General features: G+C 69.2%; 19 protein-coding genes and 1 pseudogene. 8 read left to right on the top strand and 12 right to left on the bottom strand.

Features of this window, described 5'->3' with window-relative positions; genetic code table 11:
* Positions 1–41: 41 nt before the first annotated feature.
* On the bottom strand, positions 42–263 hold the full coding sequence (locus ID554_RS04930) for a DUF2631 domain-containing protein (protein ID WP_117226708.1): 222 nt from the start codon (positions 261–263) through the stop codon (positions 42–44).
* 227 nt (positions 264–490) lie between these two features.
* Between ID554_RS04930 and ID554_RS04925 the strand changes: the two genes are divergently transcribed.
* Positions 491–2065: a Rieske 2Fe-2S domain-containing protein gene (locus ID554_RS04925; RefSeq protein WP_117226707.1), complete on the top strand. Its 1575-nt coding sequence runs from the start codon at positions 491–493 to the stop codon at positions 2063–2065.
* A gap of 10 nt (positions 2066–2075) precedes the next feature.
* Here ID554_RS04925 and ID554_RS04920 read toward each other — a convergent pair whose 3' ends face one another.
* Positions 2076–3671, bottom strand: coding sequence for a phytoene desaturase family protein (locus ID554_RS04920; protein WP_117226706.1), 1596 nt, complete (start codon positions 3669–3671; stop codon positions 2076–2078).
* 50 nt (positions 3672–3721) lie between these two features.
* Positions 3722–4576: a YhjD/YihY/BrkB family envelope integrity protein gene (locus ID554_RS04915; RefSeq protein WP_117226705.1), complete on the bottom strand. Its 855-nt coding sequence runs from the start codon at positions 4574–4576 to the stop codon at positions 3722–3724.
* A 479-nt stretch (positions 4577–5055) separates the two neighbouring features.
* Between ID554_RS04915 and ID554_RS04910 the strand changes: the two genes are divergently transcribed.
* The 3 genes and pseudogenes from ID554_RS04910 to ID554_RS04900 all read left to right on the top strand — a co-directional run.
* Positions 5056–5421 (top strand): type II toxin-antitoxin system RelE/ParE family toxin, encoded by a 366-nt coding sequence (locus ID554_RS04910; protein WP_117226704.1) that lies wholly within the window; start codon positions 5056–5058, stop codon positions 5419–5421.
* Entirely contained in the window at positions 5418–5735 is a 318-nt protein-coding gene (locus ID554_RS04905; protein ID WP_117226703.1) for a helix-turn-helix domain-containing protein, read from the top strand. Before ID554_RS04910 ends, ID554_RS04905 begins: the two co-directional genes overlap by 4 nt.
* A gap of 917 nt (positions 5736–6652) precedes the next feature.
* A pseudogene (locus ID554_RS04900) lies at positions 6653–6760 on the top strand (prevent-host-death family protein); the annotation flags it as partial.
* Here the strand turns inward: ID554_RS04900 and ID554_RS04895 are convergent.
* From ID554_RS04895 to ID554_RS04885, 3 genes are read right to left on the bottom strand one after another with little or no spacing between them, the layout of a single operon-like run.
* Positions 6737–7000, bottom strand: coding sequence for a hypothetical protein (locus ID554_RS04895; RefSeq protein WP_117226702.1), 264 nt, complete (start codon positions 6998–7000; stop codon positions 6737–6739). The pseudogene ID554_RS04900 and the gene ID554_RS04895 sit on opposite strands and share 24 nt — an antisense overlap.
* Complete coding sequence (locus ID554_RS04890; protein WP_117226701.1) at positions 6997–7254, bottom strand: DivIVA domain-containing protein; 258 nt, start codon at positions 7252–7254, stop codon at positions 6997–6999. The genes ID554_RS04895 and ID554_RS04890 overlap by 4 nt, the downstream gene beginning before the upstream one ends.
* Positions 7251–7505: a hypothetical protein gene (locus tag ID554_RS04885; protein ID WP_117226700.1), complete on the bottom strand. Its 255-nt coding sequence runs from the start codon at positions 7503–7505 to the stop codon at positions 7251–7253. The genes ID554_RS04890 and ID554_RS04885 overlap by 4 nt, the downstream gene beginning before the upstream one ends.
* Before the next feature lie 212 nt (positions 7506–7717).
* Between ID554_RS04885 and ID554_RS04880 the strand changes: the two genes are divergently transcribed.
* Both ID554_RS04880 and ID554_RS04875 read left to right on the top strand, forming a co-directional pair.
* Complete coding sequence (locus ID554_RS04880; RefSeq protein WP_117226699.1) at positions 7718–8599, top strand: helix-turn-helix domain-containing protein; 882 nt, start codon at positions 7718–7720, stop codon at positions 8597–8599.
* A gap of 4 nt (positions 8600–8603) precedes the next feature.
* Positions 8604–8786: a DUF397 domain-containing protein gene (locus tag ID554_RS04875; RefSeq protein ID WP_117226698.1), complete on the top strand. Its 183-nt coding sequence runs from the start codon at positions 8604–8606 to the stop codon at positions 8784–8786.
* Positions 8787–8942: 156 nt separating this feature from the next.
* On the opposite strand, the gene ID554_RS04870 is transcribed toward ID554_RS04875, so the two are convergent.
* The 6 genes from ID554_RS04870 to ID554_RS04845 form a co-directional block, all read right to left on the bottom strand.
* Positions 8943–11693, bottom strand: a complete 2751-nt coding sequence (locus tag ID554_RS04870) for a DNA methyltransferase (protein ID WP_117226697.1) — start codon at positions 11691–11693, stop codon at positions 8943–8945.
* Between the two features lie 2 nt (positions 11694–11695).
* Positions 11696–12130: a hypothetical protein gene (locus ID554_RS04865; RefSeq protein WP_191088717.1), complete on the bottom strand. Its 435-nt coding sequence runs from the start codon at positions 12128–12130 to the stop codon at positions 11696–11698.
* Between the two features lie 130 nt (positions 12131–12260).
* Positions 12261–12509, bottom strand: a complete 249-nt coding sequence (locus ID554_RS04860) for a hypothetical protein (RefSeq protein ID WP_147333393.1) — start codon at positions 12507–12509, stop codon at positions 12261–12263.
* A gap of 220 nt (positions 12510–12729) precedes the next feature.
* Positions 12730–13134 (bottom strand): hypothetical protein, encoded by a 405-nt coding sequence (locus tag ID554_RS04855; RefSeq protein WP_117226694.1) that lies wholly within the window; start codon positions 13132–13134, stop codon positions 12730–12732.
* 84 nt (positions 13135–13218) lie between these two features.
* Entirely contained in the window at positions 13219–13371 is a 153-nt protein-coding gene (locus ID554_RS04850; protein ID WP_158573672.1) for a hypothetical protein, read from the bottom strand.
* A gap of 491 nt (positions 13372–13862) precedes the next feature.
* Entirely contained in the window at positions 13863–16382 is a 2520-nt protein-coding gene (locus ID554_RS04845) for a helix-turn-helix transcriptional regulator (protein WP_117226693.1), read from the bottom strand.
* Positions 16383–16521: 139 nt separating this feature from the next.
* Between ID554_RS04845 and dxr the strand changes: the two genes are divergently transcribed.
* Positions 16522–17733 (top strand): 1-deoxy-D-xylulose-5-phosphate reductoisomerase, encoded by a 1212-nt coding sequence (gene dxr, locus ID554_RS04840; protein WP_117226692.1) that lies wholly within the window; start codon positions 16522–16524, stop codon positions 17731–17733.
* Positions 17733–18983 carry a M50 family metallopeptidase gene (locus tag ID554_RS04835; RefSeq protein WP_117226691.1) on the top strand — a complete coding sequence of 417 codons (1251 nt, stop codon included), beginning with the start codon at positions 17733–17735 and terminating at the stop codon, positions 18981–18983. Before dxr ends, ID554_RS04835 begins: the two co-directional genes overlap by 1 nt.
* The last annotated feature ends 9 nt before the right edge of the window (positions 18984–18992 follow it).

Below are 18992 nucleotides of genomic sequence, written 5' to 3'. Positions count from 1 at the left end.
CGGGGGCGGGCCCTCGTCGTACGTCGTGTCGTCCGGTCGGCTCAGGAGCGCAGGCCGTTGCGCCGCAGCACCGTGTCGCCGATCACGATGAGCAGCAGGAGCGCGGCCACCCCGACCAGCCAGAGGTCCTCGACCCTGCCCTCGTGGTTGCCGCAGAGCATGGCCAGCATCGCGAGCGCGGTGACGACCGCGCCGATCCGCCCGGCCTTGCGATGCCCGGGCTTGTGCTGGTCTGGCGACGTTACCGGCTCGCTTCCCGCCACTGTCGGTCCTTCCTCGCGTTCGGATCTCCGGTTAGTCTGGCACGCCACCCGGGAGGGGACCTGCGGTGGGGCGGACACGGCTGGCCGGACGGGCCGCGTCGACCTCGGGACCTTCGGCCCGGCCGGGTGGGGCGGGCGGCTATGGCGGCGTCGCGGGGCGCGGACCAGACTGCCTCCGGTAGCGTTCTGACGTACACCTTGATTGTCTTTTTTGAGGGGGAACTGCGGTGCGAGTGACCGGGACCGGGCACGCGAGCATGCGGATCGACACGGCGGCGGGAAGCATCCTGTGCGACCCGTGGGTGAACCCGGCCTACTTCGCCTCCTGGTTCCCGTTCCCGGACAACTCGCTGCTCGACTGGGAGACCCTCGGCGACGTCGACTACCTGTACGTCTCGCACCTGCACCGGGACCACTTCGACGCGGCCCATCTCAAGCGGTACGTGTCGAAGAAGGCCACCGTGCTGCTGCCGGAGTTCCCCACCTCGGAGATGGAGGACGAGTTCCGGGCGCTGGGCTTCACGAAGTTCCTCAAGACCCGCAACGAGGAGGTGTACGAGCTGGACGGTGGCCTGAAGATCATGATTCAGGCGCTGACCAGCCCGACCGACGGCCCGATCGGTGACTCGTCGCTCTGGGTGGAGCACGACGGTGTCCGGCTGCTGAACCAGAACGACGCCCGTCCCACCGACCTGAGCACCTTCGCCGAGCTGGGTCACGTGCACGCGCACCTGCTCCAGTTCTCCGGCGCGATCTGGTACCCGATGGTGTACGAGCTGCCGCAGTCGGCGAAGACCGCGTTCGGCAAGCAGAAGCGGGACCGGCAGTTCGACCGCACCTGGCGTTACATCGACGACCTCAAGGCCGACCACGTCTTCCCGATCGCCGGCCCGCCGTGCTTCCTCGACGACGAGCTGTGGCAGTTCAACGACATCTTCGGTGACGAGGGGAACATCTTTCCCGACCAGTCGGTCTTCCTGAGCGAGTACGCCAAGGTCGGCGGCACCAACGGCATCGTGCTGCTGCCCGGCAGCGTCTCCGAGGTGACCACCGAGGGAGCGACCACCACCCACCCGGCGCCGATCGAGGAGTTCTTCGCGAACAAGGTCGCCCACCTGGAGGAGATGCGCGAGCGCAAGCGGCCGGTGATCGAGGCGGAGAAGGCGTCCTGGCGGCACCCCGAGGTGGACGTGCTCAAGGAGATGAAGCGGCGGATCGAGCCGCTGCTGGACGAGTCGATCTACCTCGCCAAGGGCGTCGGCGGCCCGGTCCGCTTCGACCTGGTGGGCTACGACGGCGAGAGCATCGAATCCATCGTGGTCGACTTCCCCGGCAAGCAGGTCCGGCCGTACGCGGACGAGAAGGTGCGCTACCGGTTCCGTACCGAGCGGGCGCTGGTGGAGCACCTGCTGCACATCGGTGAGGTGGACTGGGTCAACTCGCTCTTCCTCTCCTGCCGCTTCTCGGCCGCCCGGATCGGCCAGTACAACGAGTTCGTGTACGCCTTCTTCAAGTGCCTCTCCACCGAGCGCCTCCAGTACGCCGAGGGCTGGTACGACGAGCACGAGCGGGCGGTGGACGCCGAGGACATCACGTTGGGCGACTGGGTGGTGCAGCGGCGCTGCCCGCACCTGAAGGCCGACCTGAGCCGGTTCGGCATCGTCGAGGGCGACCAGCTCACCTGCCAGCTGCACGGGTGGCGTTTCGACCTGCCCAGCGGCCGCTGCCTGACCAGCGTCGGGCACAAGGTCCGCGCGCACCGCGCCGGCGACCAGGCGCCGGAGACTGCCCAGACGAGCTGACGGGCGGAGTTCAGCGGCCGAGGTCGGCGAGGATGCGCTGGGCGGCGTTGTGCCCGGCGGCGCCGATCACGCTGCCGGCCGGGTGGCAGCCCGCGCTGCCCGCGTACACCCCGTCGACGCCGGTGGCGTACGGCATCCGGTCGGTGAACGAGACGGTGTTGTCGACGTGGTGGATGTGCCCGCCGGTGATGCCGAAGTGCGCCTCGATGCCGGGGGGCGGCAGCGGCACCGCGTCGGCGATCAGGTCGCCGGTGCCGGGGGCGTACCGCTCGCAGATCTCCACCAGCCGTGCGACGTACCCGGGCAGCGCCGCGTCCCAGGTGGTGCCGGCCAGCTCGTACGGCACGGACTGGACGAACAGCGCCGACGAGTGGTGCCCGTCCGGGTCGGCCAGTGACGGGTCGACGGTGGTGTGCAGGTACCACTCGATGGTCGGCTCCGCCGGCAGCCGCCCTGCCTGCACGTCGGCCCACATGGCGCGCAGCGCCGCCATCGGCGACTCGCCCCCACCACCGGCCAGCGACGCCGACCCGGGCAGCAGGTGGATGGTCGACCCGAAGGGGCTCGGCGCATCCGGCGGCAGGCAGGAGAAGCGGGGCAGGTCGCGCAGCGCCAGGTTGAGTTTGAGCGTGGTGCCGGTGCGCCGGACCGCCGCCATCCGCTCGCCGAGTTCGGCCGGCAACGCGCCGTCGGGCAGCAGCGCCATCAGCCGGTACGGGTCGCAGGCGCCCAGCACCACCTCGGCGTCGACCTGCCGCCCGTCGGCGAGGACGACGCCGGACGCGGCACCGCCGTCGAGGGTGATCGCGGTGACCGGCGTACCGGTGACGATCCGGGCACCGGAGGCCCGCGCCGCGTCGGCGAAGGTACGCGACACGGTGCCCATCCCGCCTTCGGCGATCATCCACGTGCCGTCCGAGCCGGGCAGCCGGCACATGTTGTGCACCAGGAAGTTGTGCCCGGTGCCGGGGTCGTCCGGCCCGGCGTTGAGCCCGGACAGGCCGTCGGTGACCGCGTACATGCTGACCAGCAGCTCGGAGCGGAAGTCGAAGCGGGCGAGGTGGTCGGCGACCGAGCCGCGTACCAGGTCGACGAAGACCTGGCGCAGCTCGGGCCGGACGTAGCGGTCGGCGGTCTCCTCCACGGGCATCGGCTCGGCCAGCCAGGCCGGGGAGAGGTCCTCGCGCAGGGCGGCCAGCTCGGCCTGCAACGCGTCGTCGGCGGCCACGTCGGCGGGGGAGAAGAACTCGGCGAGTTGGGCCCGGGTGGCCGGGGCGTCGGTGCCGAAGAGGAGGTACGGCGACCCGATGCCGCCCGGTGTGGGCAGGAAGTAGTGCGGGTCGCGGCGGCGCACCGGGATGCGGACGTCGAGCGCGGCCAGCAGTTCCGGGGGCATCAGACCGAGCAGGTACGACCCGGTGGAGTGGCGCAGCCCGGGCACCCTGGGGAAGGGGTTCTCGGTGCGGGTGGCCCCGCCGATCACGTCGGCGGCCTCCAGCACCAGCACGTCCAGGCCGGCTCGGGACAGCAGGATGGCAGAGACCAACCCGTTGTGTCCGGATCCGACGATGACCACGTCCGCGCGCCCTGGAACCTCACCCCTCATCCCCGCACCCTAACCCGTCCGCACCTGCTCCGGGACCGAGTTGATCATGCTCAGGCCGGCGACCCGTCGTCGGCGCGGGCAGCGCGGCGGGTGCGCCAGTCGGCCAGCGCCAGGGTGGCGGAGTAGCCGGCCAGCACGATCACATGGAAGACGTAGAGCCAGAGCAGGACGGCCACTGCGGCACCGACCTCGACCAGGCCGCCGAAGGGCAGGCCCAGGTCGAGCGGGAGCGAGGCGAACAGCACGAAACCGTGCAGGAAGCCGGAGATGTTCGCGGCGGTGAACGACCCGACCGCCAGCGTGGAGAGCCAGTCCGGCGACGCCGGGCCGACCACCCGGAACACCCACATCAGCACGGGGGTGAGCACCAGCCACACCGCCAGGAAGGACAGCACCACGCCGAGCGCGCCGGCCCAGCCGCCCCGCCGCACCAGCTCGGTGGTGGTCGGCAGGGCCAGCAGGATCGACAGCAGCAGGGCCGGGGCCGGTGCGAGCAGCGGCAGCAACAGCAACCGGCCCCGCCAGCCGACCAGGTGTTCGTCGGTGCGGGGAGCGGCGACCGAGACGAACGCCCGCCGGAACCCTTCACCATAGAGCGAGGCGGGCAGCAACGCGGCCAGCGCCAGCCACGGCGTCAGACCCACCCCGGCCTCGACCAGGGCGGCCACCGCGTGGGGTGCGCCGATGGCGTCCGGCAGCGTCTCCACGGCGTACGCGGTGAGCCGGCGGACCCGTCCGGCTCCCGCCAGCAGTGCGGTCAGCCAGATGGCCAGCAACGCCACCGGCACCACCGCGATCGCCCCGTAGAACGTGATCGCGGCGGCGTGCAGCGACAGGTCCCGCCCGCGTACCGGACGGAAGGCGGCCCGGGTGATCCGTCTCGTCCGTTGCCACGCACCGCCCATCCCGCTTCTCTTCCCCGTCCCGCGACCAGCCACGCCTTGTTCCGACGATCCGATACGCGGTGTCCGGAGGCAGAGAATTCCCGGTGCCGGCGTCACCAAGCCCGCTCACGCTGGTTCCACCAACACACCCGCCTCAACCGCGAATACGCCCTGGTCAACTAAACAATGGCGGCTGCGGTACTAGCCGCTCCTCCATGCACCGGGCATGAAGCGTTGACATTGTGGACGAGTCTCGGCGTCTCGTCTGCCACCACATGGTACGTGTGGGATTTTCACTGCGGCCACGCAGCGTGACCTACGCCTTCATGGCCCCTGCCTGGCCCTTCGCGTATGACGCCGCCTCGCTTTGCCGATGCCCATCGATGTTGACGGCTACGGTGACGGCAACCTGGGAGACAAGGAGCAACGGCGGACGTGTCAGCCTGGCAGCGTTGCCGGTCCCGTCGCCCCGTGGGTTTACCGCTCGCTATACTCCTCTGGTGGCGACCACAGAGTGGGAGATCTACCTCGTCAACGAGGTCCGGGACTGGATCGACAGCCTCGACCCAGCCACCCACGCCCGTGTTGTGCAGGCCATCGATCTGCTCGCCGAGGCCGGTCCTGGACTCGGCCGGCCGCTGGTCGACACGATCCACAGCTCGTCCGTCGCCAACCTCAAGGAACTGCGACCCGGCACCGTCCGGATCCTGTTCGCCTTCGACCCGTGGCGCTGCAGCATTCTGCTGGTCGCCGGGGACAAGGCCGGGAGGTGGACCGAGTGGTACGCCGAAGCCATCCCCCTGGCAGAACACCGCTACGACACCTACCTGAAAGAACGCGCCGAGGAGGAGGGCCGACAGCCATGAGCAACTACACGCGGTGGAGCGACGTCCGCGCCGCTCACATTGAGCGCGCGGGCGGCGAACACGCAGTCGAAGCCAGCAAGCAGGAACTACTCGCCACCGTGGTCGGACACCGCCTCGCCGAGGTACGCCGCACCCGCGGCCTGACCCAGCAACAGGTCGCCGACCACATGGGCGTCACCAAAGGCCGCATCTCCCAGATCGAACAAGGCAAGATCTCTGGCCAAGACGTACTCGCCCGCTACGCCGCCGCCCTCGGCGGACGTCTCCACCAAGCCATCTACTTCGACGACGGCGACATCGCCGCCATCGCGTAGCCCTCCCACCCCACGATCCTGCCCAGCCAAGATCCGACCGGCTCAAAACCGCTCTACAGAGTCAAGAGCGCCCGGCTGCGCCGGACGCACGCGCACGCGCTACAGCCGTTCCGGCCCCGCGCGCACGCGCCCACGCAACAGGACCATGAACCTCCAGCCGATCAAGAACTTCTCGCAGCACACTCCAGGGGACTCCGCACCGATAGGTGGCAACAAATTTTGCTTCCCCAGGTCCACTCGACCGGAACGGGTATTCGGAAGCCGCGAATCGACGTGCTTCACATGCCGATGAACTGAACCACCAGCAAACGGTCCGTAACTCGGTCGGTCGCGGCGTCAAGTTTGAGATGGAGGCGATCAAGATGAGTGGGGATCCGATCGGCGGGGCTTTGATCTTGGTTTTGGGTATCTGGGCGAAAATTAAGAACGCCAGAGGGCGTTGAGTTGGTGATCCGAATGCGGTCCTGCCGAATTTGGTGAAGGCGAGGTAGTCGTGGGTGACCTGTGGTGGTTGATCCTAGTTGTCGCGGTTCTGCATGCTGCTCTGCTCGGAGTCTGGCTACTTGTCCTATTGCGGCGCCGGGTCAAGAGGACGGTGGACACCGAAGCAAACGCGCGGGAGGCTGCCCGGCGAGCTATCGAGCAGATAGCAAGAAGCTCAGGCCGAAAGGGTTCCATTCGCGGTAAGGGTGGCGGTGGTGACGCGACCACCGCCCAGGATGCGGCAACTGGTACAGATTTTAGTGGTGGGATTAAATCACCGAGCCTCCGCACCGAGCGTCCGAGCGGTGAGGCGGCGTGAAGGTCGAAGTCTACCGAGATGCGAGACGGTTCCGGATCGAGACCTATGCCCTCACTCGGAGTGAAATGGTGGAACGGTACCGCATGGTGCAGTTCGGTGCATGGTGAGGATTACGCTGCGGGAGTTCCGCGATGGCGCGGGTCGGGTGCTGGACGGGGTCGAGCGTACCGGTGAGCCGGTCGTGATCACGAAGTACCGATTACGTGTCGGCCGGGTCGACGGTGGATGTGCACTGGCCGTGGTGTTCGGTGGGGCGGTGGCAGCGGGTGCTGTTGTCGAGTGGGGTGTCGCACCAGACTCGGTGGCGGAGGAACTGGCGGTCCTCTTCGCTGAGTGTGGTCTCGCCGAAGTCGATGGTCGTCAGGTGACCGAGGGATTCGCGGATGGCGATGGCGAGGGTGGTGGCGTCGTTCAGGGTGGTCAGCCTGGTGGGCAGGTGGATGATCCAGAATGGCGCGCTCATCGTGGCCCCCGATGGTGGGTGGTGTCCGCGTGGCGGCCGACGCTCTGGCGGGACTGCCATTGGCGTAGTGCCTGGCGGATGCGTTCGGCTTCGGTGGTGGCGGTGGTGAGGTCGCGGCGGAGGTGTTCCATCTCGTCGGCGAGTCGGTCGAGGTAGGCGTACACCTGGGTGGGGTCGAGGCCCCGTCGACGGGTGTCGAAGGTGGCCGCGCGGACCTGTTGGGGCAGGGGTCGTTCTCCGGTTTTGTAGATCATGGGCGTGGTGTCTCCTGCTCGGCGAGCATCGTCTGGATGTCGTGGTCGGTGAGGCCGCGTTCGGCGAGCACCCGGCGGCCCCAGCGGTGTAGCCGGCAGGGATGGGGGGCCCGGTCGTTGCGGCAGCGCGGCCCGTCGGGTTGGTGCTCGGCGGCGTGTACCCGGACGGCCCGGAGCGCGAAGGTGACGTCCTCGGCGGTGACGTACGGCGGGAGCGGGATCTCGCCGAGCGTCTCGTCGGTGGAATCCACGGGCCGGTCCTCCCTCTGCTGGATGGTGACGTGCCGGGGCGGACGCCGGGATGAGGTTTCGGGGAAGGCGTCCGCCCCGGTCGTGACCGGCGAAAGGGGGTTCGACCGGTTATCTACGATCGTCTTTTCGCTATTGGCTGGATGCAATCATCTGCGGAAGAATGCGTCCCAAGGGATGAGGTGCCTTACGCGACAAGAGCGAAGGAGATGACGTGGAGGACTCGGGAAGCACCGTCCCGCGTAGGCAACTCGGTAGGTATTTGAGAGAACTTCGGGAAAGCGCGCACGTGACGGCGGCTGCGGCGGCCAAGGAACTGGAGTGGTCGGCGCCGCGCGTCTGGCGGTACGAGACCGGTCAGGTCCCGATGCACCCGAACGACGTGGAGGCCATGTGCCGGTTGTACGGCGCGACGCCGGAGACCATCCAGACCATGCGGGCCCTGGCCAGGGAGACCAAGGCGCACGGCTGGTGGCACAGCTACGGGGAGGCGATCAAGGACTGGTTCAAGCTGTACGTCGGCCTGGAGGCCGCCGCCACGAAGATCCGCAAGTACGAGGCCGACTTGGTGCCGGGCCTGTTGCAGACCGTCGAGTACACGCGCGAGGTGATCGCCGTTGACCACCCGGATCTGAGCGAGGCGGATCGGCAGGCCAAGGCCGACGTCCGGCTGCGTCGGCAGCGGCTGCTGGCGCGGGCGGTGCCGCGAGCCCCGCACTACGACGTGATTCTCAACGAGGCGGTGCTGCGTCGGCCGCTGCGCGACCCGGCGGCGATGGCCCGGCAGCTCGACGCCCTGGTGGTGGCCGGTGGGCAGCACAACATCACCATCCGAGTGTTGCCCCTGCGCGCCGGGCTGTTCCGCTGGGCTGAGACCGGCACCTTCACCATGCTCGATTTCCCGACCGACGTGCGGGAGCCGGAGCCGACCACCGTCTACATGGACGGTCCGTGCGGGGCGGTCTACCTTGACAAGCCGCACGAGATCCAGACCTACGAGGACGCTTGGCGTTCGCTCGGCGAGCGGACACTCGACATCGACGACTCCCGTGAGCTGATCACGGCGATTGCGAAGGAGATGAACCATGACACGTGACGGGGTGTGGCGCACGTCGTCCCGATCCGGCGGCAACGGTGAATGCGTCGAGGTGGCGGGGTTCGCCGACGCGGTCGGCGTACGCGACAGCAAGGACCGGCAGGGCGCGGAGCTGAGCTTCGCCGCGCCGAGCTGGACCCGATTCGTCGCCGCCACCCGCGCGGGGCGCTTCGACCTACCGGCCTGAGTCCGACCTGAGCCGGTGCCGGCCCGACCAGGGTCGGCACCGGCGCGGCGCGCGGTCGGCCTCGCCGAGCAGACCCGCCGACCCGATCGACAGGGCTGCCGGGCGCGACAGGGCTGCCGAGCGGGTCGGGCACGTGGGCTGCCGGGCGGGCGTCGGTCAGGCGACCGGCAGGCCGAGCTGCTGGGCGACCGCCCGACCGTCCCGCTCGGCGAACGGGTCGTAGGGGAGACGCCCGGCGGCGATCTCCGCATTCAGGGTGAGCAGCCGCCGGGTGATCTCGTCCCGGTCCTGCGCGATCGACGCGGGCCAGCCGTAACAGGCGGCCACCGCCTCGTCCAACTCCCGGTGCAACGTCTTCACCTCCGTGTACGCGCCCTCATCCACCAGGTTGTAGAGCCGGGTCAGCCCGAACTCCTCGGCGGCGCAGATCTCCTGCCGCCGCGTGATCACCCGTCGGCTCGCCTCGGCCACCCGCTCCCGCTGCTCGCCGGTCACCGGACACGGCCACGGGAACGGCAGGAACGCCGAGGTCGGGGTGTATCGGAGTCGGTCTTCCAAGGTGGATGACTGCGACCGCGCGAAGGTGCTGTGCGTGAACGACGACAGCACACCCATCGAGTAGTCGTCATCGAACGCGAAGACGTAGACCAGGTCGCTCGGGCAGGTCCACGGCTCGCACCAGGCCAGCAGCAGCCGCTTACCCACCCGCCCCGCCGCGATGTAGCGGCTCAGGTCGGTAAGCGCTGCACGCATACCCACCGCAACCTCGCCGAACAGCCACCACTTCTCACGCCGTGTCTTACGGCTATTGGTCTCACGCACGGACTTGACGCGTTCGCGTACCAGATCCAAGGCGGCGGGATACTTCATGGCGGCTTCGAGTGGTCGCTGCGCGAAGTCGATCACCCACCGGCGCGGCCGTTGTGCGGGGTCGTCCGCGATGTCCTCGCTGACGATGTAGGGGCGGACCACCTCCCGGTACTCTGCCTCCTTGCGTCGCAGCAGGGCACGCTCCTCCCCGTCGCGCAGGATGAAATCACCGACCGGGATCGGTCCCTGGAAACACCTGCCCCGGTTGGGTGTGAGCGGAACCGCTTCCCAGGTGGACGACTCCGGGGCCTTCAACTCGGCGGTGATGCCGGTGACCGGCTCGTTGTCGAGGACGAACTCGGTGGGTGGTTCGCTGGGTGACTTGATCCAGTTGGCCAGGCTGACGTGCACCCTGGCTTCGCCGGGCCAGACCTGGCTGGAGACGGCGTCGGTGATCACGCCGCCGTTGCCGGTGACGTACTCCAGGCTCGCCGAGCGGGCGCGGTTCTGCGCGATCGAGTTGGTGCCGACCAGCCCGGCGCGCTGGCCCGGCCTGAGGTGCTGGTGGGCGCGGCGGAACCAGTAGACGCAGAAGTCCTTGATGCCGACCTGGAAGGTGGTGCTCAGCCATCTGAGGTAGTCGTCGCCGTGGGCCTCGCGCATGTACTGCGAGCCGAGGAAGGGCGGGTTGCCGACGATGCAGTCCGTCTCCGGCCACGGCACCCGCAGCGCGTCCGCCGTCTGGATCGAGCCGAGGCTGACCAGCGGCAGCGGCGGCTCGGCCGCGCCGTACTGCTCGATCATCTGCCGGTGGCCCATCCAGAGGGTGACCCGGGCGACGGCGGTCGCCATCGGCACCACGTCGATCCCCTGCATGTTGCGCAGCGGGAAGTAGGGCAGCCCGGTCGGCACGGGCAGCCCCGACGACCTGGCCAACTCCCGGATCCGCTCCTTGAGCGTGTGTTCCAGGTGGCGCAGTTCGCGGTAGGCGACATAGAGGAAGTTGCCGCAGCCGCAGGCCGGGTCGAGCACCCGGAACCGGCACAGCTCCTCCAGCAGCGCGACCCCCTCGTCCGGGGTACGCACCGCGTCGATGCGGGCCCGCCACGGCTTGACGATCGTCGGCCGAACGATCTTGAGAATGTCGATCTCGTGCGTGTAGTGGGCGCCGAGTGCGCTCTGGTCCGTGCCGAGGAAGCCCTCGATGAGCGATCCGAAGATCGTCGGATCGACCTGACGCCAGTTGTACTCGGCGATCCGCAGCAGCGCCGTCGCCTCGTCCTTGGTCAGGTGCACCCGCGCCGGCTGCTCGAAGAGATCCCCGTTGACATATTGCGTGCCCTTGAGGACGCCGTGCCGACCGTGGTCGTCAGGGTCGTTGAGCGAGGTGAAGAGGCCGCCGAGCATGAGATACGACGACCAGTAGTCACCGGCGTCGGTCAGGAACCTGAGGGTCCGCTCAGTCGGCCGCCCCTCGATCATGTCGTAGTCCTCGGCGAAGAACAGCCACACCATCTGGAGAATGAACCGCTGGATCGACTCGGGCGGTGCCGCCTGGCGGGTGAGCATCCCCCGATAGACGTTCGCCACCGCGATGGCGGCGGCCTTCGTCAACTCACGGTTGCTGCGGTGGAACAGCGGCTCGTCCCCGGCGAGCACCATCAGCGACTCGTACCGGTCGGGTAGCTCGCCGAGGTCGAACTCCAGCAGCGGGGCGTTCGGATACCTGCCCGGCTCCCAGATCTCGAATCGCTGGAAGGAACAGAGGACCACGAACTGCGGTGCCGGCCGCTCGGTCGCCACGTCGGCGGAGTTGTGCCAGTAGTCCAACGCCTGCGTGCGGTGCTGGGCGAGCCGGGTGGTCTCCTTCGGCGCCTTCATCTCCACGATGAGCAGGCCCGGAAGGTGCAGATCCATGATGCCGGTGGAGGCGTGCGCGTCCTCGAAGACCGCACCGGCGTCCTTACGGTTGCGCCCGTAGCACTCGAACAGCTCGTTGAGGAAGGTCTGTGCCTCGGAGCGTTCCGTGCCGGCGTAGGTCTGCCACCGCCCGACGAACGTGACCAGGGCCGTCCGGATCTGCTCACCACTGCGCATGGTCAGAAGAGCTTAGGCGAGTCTCCGGAGAAATAGGCGCCCTGAAACAGGTCCTTGCGGGCGATCTCCAGATTCCGGGCGGCCGTGTCCAGCATCCGGGCCAGGTCGTCGCACCCGACCGTCATGGAAACGGCGCGCTTCGCCCGCTCCGTCCGCTTGATGGCCTGTTCGATGTTGAGCAGCGCATCGGAGACCTCGCGGAGCCCGGCCTCGCGGGCGGCCTGTTCCGGGGTACGTTCAAGATCAGACATGTGTGGTCCTTTCGGGGCCGAGCGGACCCAGCGTACGGCCTGTTCGGCCGGCTCCGCGAACGGCCTCCTGCCGACCTTCGAGGTCTGCGTCACCTGGTAGGTAATACATCTCGGCACCCGCTCGCCCTGTCCGGCGAGGGCATCGCCGAGCTGAACAGCATCGGCCGCTGACCGGCGCCAGGTCACTCTCCACGCCCCGATGCATGCCTCGACCCCGGTCGCTCTCGTGCGACCGGGGTCATTGCCGTGATGCGACGACGGCTGTGTCCGAGACGATCGACCGTCGTGTCGTAGGTGCTCGCCGTGGTCCGGCTACTCAGCGTGTGAAGACCGTGTACGACACCGTGCCGTCCGCGTCCTGGCGATTGATGAAGATCTCGTACTTGTCGTTGCGGTAGCCGCGGTTGTCGGGCGCCCTACGGTTCTGCGTGTGCTGCGTGAACCCCGCCGCCTGCACCAACGCGCCGGCCTCGTCGGCCACCTTGTCCAGCGATGTCTCCGGGGTGAGGACCACGTTCCAGCCCTTGCTGGGAATCACATCGGCCGAGACGATGGCGCCCGTCACGAGGGGGACCTCGTCGGTGGGATAGCTCGCCGGGAGTTCGACACCGGGGTCGTTGGCCTCCGGGGTGTCCCCGCCGCTCGCGGGAGCGGTGTCCCCGCTGCTCGCGGAGCTGATCGGTGCTTCCGTGGCACCGTCACCTGCGTCAGCGGAACCACATCCGGTGAGGAGGAGGACCAGCGCGATGCCCCCCGCACAAGCCATCCGCCGCCGCCTCACACGGTCAGACATCGCAGACCTCCACGTGGCCGTCGGCATACTCGATCTCGACCACGGAGTCGGGCGGCAACGTCACCGAGCTTGCCGCCAACGAGACCGAGGTGCACTCGGTGGACAGGTACTGGGTGAAGTTGTCGCTGATCTTCACGCGGAGTTTCGAGCCGTCCACGCGGTAGGTCGTGTCCTCGCCGAGTGCGGTCTTGAGCGCGAAGCCGAGCTTGTCGAGGTCGGATGTGATCTCCGGGCTCGCACTCGGGGCCGTCGAACCGGACGATGTCGACTCCGAGGCTGGGGACGCGCCTGCGGCGCGGGCGTCAGCGGGCGGTGCGTCATCACCGCAGGCCGTCAGGAGCAGTGTGGCGATGGCTGCCAGGCCGTAGCCGGCCAGCCGTCGAGGCGAGGTTCTCATGTCGTGCCTTCCGGTTCGGGTCAGGGGACGATCGGGTATCAGGGCGGCTGCGGGGTGGCGATCGCCGGGGGGACTGGCTGACGGTCAGCCGAGTCGCGTGAGGACGATCTTCATGCCGGACGGCTCGTCCGCCGGGGTCGCGACGAAGCCATCGGAATCGCATGTCGTGGTCAGCGTCTCCGACCACGGGGTCCCGCTGACCGGCAGGGCGCTGGTCGGAAGCGGCTGGCCGTCCATGGAGACCTCGTGGTCGCCCGCGAGTCGTCCCCCCGCGCCGGTCTCTAGAACGAGTTGGCCCGACTTCGCCGTCCAGGTGCCGGATTCGGTGCCGTCGAAGCCCAGGACCCAACGGAAATCGCCTCCGGGTCGGTTGCGTCCTCCCAACTCGCCTGTCGGGTGTCGTCGGCGGCAGCGGTGGAGGCGGAGGCGGAGGCAGCGGTGGAGGTGGAGGCGGACGGCGTCTGAGTCGTTGCCGTCGGTTCCTGGTCGTCGCACGCGGACATTGCCGCGATGAGTCCGAGGGCTGTGCAGATGCGGAGGGTACGGGCGGCGGTGCGGCGCATGTGGTGTCACTTTCCTGTCGGCCACCGATCGAGGTGCGTGAACCGGGCAGGCGACCGGGGAGGACGGTGCGCGAGCCTGCGGCTGTCGGCGGTGCACATGAAAGCGCAGAATGGCCCGTCGTGCGTTGAGTAGCTTCTACCTAGTGACGCGGAAGTGGGACGTGGTCAGCGCTGTGTGACGTGTTCACCGAGCACCTCATCGGCGAGGCCGTCCCGCCCCGCGATGCCGAGTTTGCGATAGATGCGAGCCAGATGGTTCTCGACGGTCCGCACCGAAAGCCCCAGCGCTGCCCCGATCTCACGGCTGCGTTCTCGCCGGGCGGCCCGGCGGGCGATGTCGAGCTCGCGGGGTGACAAGGCGTCACCATCGGGCGCGGGCGGCCAGACCGTACCGCAGCGGCTGGTGAGCAGGACGGCTCGCGATCTCCATTTCCGCGCGGTGGCCGGGTCACCGGCTCGGCTGTGCATCCGGGACACCAGCTGCGCCGCGTGAGCGGCCCGCCCGATGAAGCCCATCCCGTCCAACTCGTCGACGCTGGGAGCGAGTTCGGCCACCGTACCGGCGAGAACCGCCTCGACCCGGCGCGCAAGCGTAGCCGCAAGTGGCGACAGCCCTCGCTGGTCGATCACGGCCTGAGCGCGGTCGTCGGTGGGGTCGAGCATGAATGCCTCGTCCAGAGCCATCAACGCGAGGTGTAGGTGCGCATGGGCGAGCGCGGTGTGACCAGCATCCGACAGCAGGTCGGCGGCCTCGTCGCGCCGACGGGACCGGAGCGCCCGCTCAGCCCGGGTACGTGCCACGTGCAGGGCGACCTTGACGTCAGCCGTGTGCAGATCGGTGATGTCCTCGATCAGGTCCTCGGCCGCGCCGAGTCGGCCCCGACGGGCGTCGACGGCTGCCATCAGGGCGACAGCGGTTGATTGCAGGCCGGTGAAATCCCGCCAGGCGAGATGCCGGGTCGCGCGCCTGGCCAACGCGTCCGCCTGGGTCAGGTCCCCGCGGTGCAGGGCGAGTTCTGCCGCGGCGAATTCCCACATGCCCAGTGACGGGTCGGCTTCCCGTGCCGCACGGTCACGGTGGTACGACGCAAGGGCCTCCGCCTCGGCGACCCGACCGTCGAACGCGACACTCAGATACTCCGACAGGGTCAGGAGAGCCGGGACGGAGCTGGGCACCTCGCCGATCTCGGACACCAGCGCACGACCGGTGTCGACGTACGCGAGCACCTCCGGCGCCGTCCCGCCGAGACTCGCCAGCATGGCGCCGATCACGGCCTCGTCGAGTCGGACGCGGGGATCGTCCGACGTCGGGGAGACCTCGACACCTGCGGGCTGCTCACCCGCCATGAGGCGCCACTTGACGAGATCCGTTTCGAGAACCCGCCCGGCGACGGGGTCACCGATCGTGGCGAGGACCGTCGTGACCTGACGGACCGCGCGCTGCGGGTCCGCCCCCCGTACGGCCAGGGCGAGCCCCCACACCCGCCCGACGCGTACCCGCATGCGGTCGTCCACCGCGGTGAGGTCGATGTCGCGCAGGAACTCCTCCGCCGCGGCGATGTCACCCTCCGCCGCGGCGACCGCGCCCCGCAACAGGCGCTCACGCGGAGACGAGGTGTCCAGGGCGTCCAGGAACTCCGTGACCTCCTGACTCCGGGCGGCAGCCAACGCGACATCGGCTGCGTCCAGTAGGAGGTGGTCACTGATCCGACGCCCCGCCCGCACCGCCATCAGCATCGACGTACCGGCCCAGGCCGGCCAGTCACCCAGGTCATCGGCCAACCGACCGAGTCGCGCGGCACGCTCCGACGCCGACCACCGCGACCGCAGCGCCAGGCCCACCAGCGGTCTGGTCTGGCGGATCGAGGTGCCCTCCACCGCGACCAGACCCGCCTCCACCAGGTCGGCGACCACCGGACCGGCGAACAGACCGACAGGGAGCTCGGGTGCCAGGGCCAGGCGCTCCAACGCGGCGTACGCCTGCGGACCCACGCCGCGGGTCGCCTCCTTGGCACGTCGACGCAGCGCGGGTGTCGCCACGGGGTCGCCCACCTCGGTGCCGGCGGGACCACGGCCCAGGACCCCCACGGCAGCCACCTGTTCGACGACCGTCGACAGGTGCCCCTCGGCGAGGGACACCACCATCGCCGCCGACCGTGCCGCGAGCTCGTCGCCGACCAGTTCCGCTGCCACCCGCAGCACGTCGTCGGAGCCCAGCGGAGCAAGATCGAGGCGTCCCCATCGGCCGTGGATCACCTCGTCGAGTACCGACTTCGGCAGATTCTCGGGAGACGTCACCGCGACCGCCACCAGGGTTCCCGCCCTCGTCAGCTGCCCGAGCAGCACCGCAGACGCGCGATCCAGGGCGTCGGCGTCGTCGACCAACACGACCGTCCCCCGCGCCCGTACCCGGACAGGAAGGGTCGTGTAGACCGCCAACGGCGCGGCACCGGCGATCTGATGGTCGGCGATCACCTCGGCGAAGGCGGCCAGGGGCACCTCGGCGACCGCGTCGGCCCCACGCACCAGCACCACCGCCCGCCCGCTGGCGGTCAACTCGCTGCGGAGCTGCTCCAGCACCGCGGTGCGCCCGGATCCCGCGTCGCCCGTGAGGAGCACCGAGCGTCCCGACGACAGGTCCGCGCGCAGCACCGCCACGGCGTCAGTCTGCGCCTGGAGGTCCACCCGCTGGAGCCTAGTACGCCAGCTCAGCACCGACCGTTGAGCTCCCGCCCCACCCGCCACTCATGATCTTGACCAGTCTGGGCGGCCTCTTGATAGGTGCCCGTCCTTGTGCCAGGGCCGCGTGGGGAACAATGGGCGCGTGAACTCCCCCCGCGATCTTGTGTTGTTGGGCTGTACCGGGTCGATCGGTACCCAGGCCATCGACATCGTGCGGCGTGACCCGGACCGGTTTCGGGTGGTGGCGCTCGGTGCCGGTGGTGGCAACGTCGCGCTGCTCGCCGCGCAGGCGCTCGAACTCGGTGTCGAGGCGGTCGGCGTGGCCAAGGCGTCCGCCGCGCAGGATCTCCAGCTCGCGTTCTATGCCGAGGCGAGCCGGCGGGGCTGGACCAGTGGCGAGTTCAAGCTGCCCAAGATCGTGGCCGGGCCGGACGCGATGAGCGAGCTGGCGCAGTGGCCGTGCGACGTGGTGCTCAACGGCGTGGTGGGGTCGCTGGGGCTCGCGCCGACGCTGGCCGCGCTGCGCGCCGGGCGTACGCTCGCGCTGGCCAACAAAGAGTCCCTCGTCGCCGGTGGCTCGTTGGTCAAGGCGGCGGTGACGCGGCCGGAGCAGATCGTGCCGGTGGACTCGGAGCACTCGGCGCTGGCGCAGTGCCTGCGCGGCGGCAGCCGGGGTGAGGTGCGGCGGCTGGTCGTCACGGCCAGTGGTGGGCCGTTCCGGGGGAAGCGGCGCGACGAGTTGACGGCGGTGACGCCGGAGCAGGCGCTCGCGCACCCGACCTGGAACATGGGGCCGGTCGTCACGATCAACTCGGCGACGATGGTCAACAAGGCGCTGGAGGTGATCGAGGCGCATGAGCTGTTCGACGTGCCGTACGCCGACATCACCGTGATGGTGCACCCGCAGTCGGTGATCCACTCGATGGTCGAGTTCGTGGACGGCTCGACGCTGGCCCAGGCCAGCCCGCCGGACATGCGGCTGCCGATCGCGCTGGGTCTCGGCTGGCCGGATCGGGTGCCCGGGGCCGCCGCTGCCGTCGACTGGACCACGGCGCACACCTGGGAGTTCACGCCGCTGGACGACGAGGCGTTCCCGGCGGTGGCGCTGGCCAAGGCGGCCGGTGCGGCGGGGCGCTGCCGGCCGGCGATCTACAACGCGGCCAACGAGGAATGCGTCGCGGCGTTCGTCGCCGGGCGACTGCCGTTCCTCGGCATCGTGGACACGTTACAGCGGGTGCTGGAGGACGCTCCCGATTTCGGTGCACCGGGTACCGTCGAGGACGTACTCGAAGCCGAGTCGTGGGCGCGCGGGCACGCGCAGGAGATCATCGCTGCTGCGGTGGAAGGAGCTTGATGTCGTTCGCGTTCGGGGTGGTGCTGTTCGCTCTCGGCATCCTCATCTCGGTGAGCCTGCACGAGGCCGGGCACATGCTCACCGCCAAGGCCTTCGGGATGAAGGTCACCCGCTACTTCGTCGGTTTCGGCCCGACCATCTTCTCCTTCAAACGGGGCGAGACCGAGTACGGCCTCAAGGGCATCCCGCTCGGCGGCTTCTGCAAGATCGTCGGTATGACGCCGCAGGACGACGACGTCGAGCCCGGTGACGAGAAGCGCGTCATGTGGCGTTACCCGGTGTGGAAGCGCACGATCGTGATGTCCGCCGGCTCGATCACCCACTTCGGGTTGGCGATCTTCGCGGCCTGGCTGGCGGCGATGACGTTCGGCCTGCCCAACCCCAACTTCCCGAGCACCGAGGAGCAGATCCGCGCCGAGCCGGCGGTGATCGCCATCCAGGAGTGCGTCCTGCCCGACACCACCTACCGGGTCTGCGAGGCCGGTGACGCGGCCAGCCCCGCCGGTGCGGCCGGGCTGCGCAACGGCGATCGGATCACCTCGATCAACGGCACCCCGATCAACAGCTACGGCGACCTGCTGACCACGCTGCGGACCACCACCCCGGGTGGCACCGCCACCCTCGGGTACGTCCGCGACGGCCAGCCCGGCACCGCCGAGACCACGCTGGCCACCACCAAGCGCCCGCCGATCGACGACCCGAACGGGCCGGTCACCGAGGTCTCCGCGCTCGGCGTGGGCCTGGTCGTCTCCACCCCGGGCCTGGTCTCCCACGGCCCGATCGACGCGATCGGTGCGACCAGCACCTTCATCGGTGACATGGCGGTCGCCACCGCGCAGGCGTTGCAGCGGCTCCCGGAGAAGATCCCCGCCCTCTGGTCGGCAATCACCGGTGGCGAGCGGGACATGGACACCCCGATCAGCGTGGTCGGCGCCAGCATCCTCGGTGGCGAGGCGGTCGCCAACGACGCCTGGGAACTGTTCATCATGCTGTTCATCTCGTTGAACTTCTTCATCGGGGTGTTCAACCTGCTGCCGCTGCTGCCACTGGACGGTGGGCACATCGCCATCGCCTGGTTCGAACGCGTCCGGTCCTGGGTGTACGCGCTGCTGCGCAAGCCCGACCCGGGCCGCGTCGACTACTTCAAACTGATGCCCGTCACGTACGCGGTGATCCTGATAGGTGGCGCGTTCACGCTGCTCACGATCACCGCGGACGTCGTCAACCCGATCTCGATCTTCTCAAGGTGAGTGCTTGAA

The organism is Micromonospora craniellae, from assembly GCF_014764405.1.
In the GTDB taxonomy this organism is placed as follows: domain Bacteria; phylum Actinomycetota; class Actinomycetes; order Mycobacteriales; family Micromonosporaceae; genus Micromonospora; species Micromonospora craniellae.
This window is presented reverse-complemented; position numbering and strand designations above follow the sequence as displayed.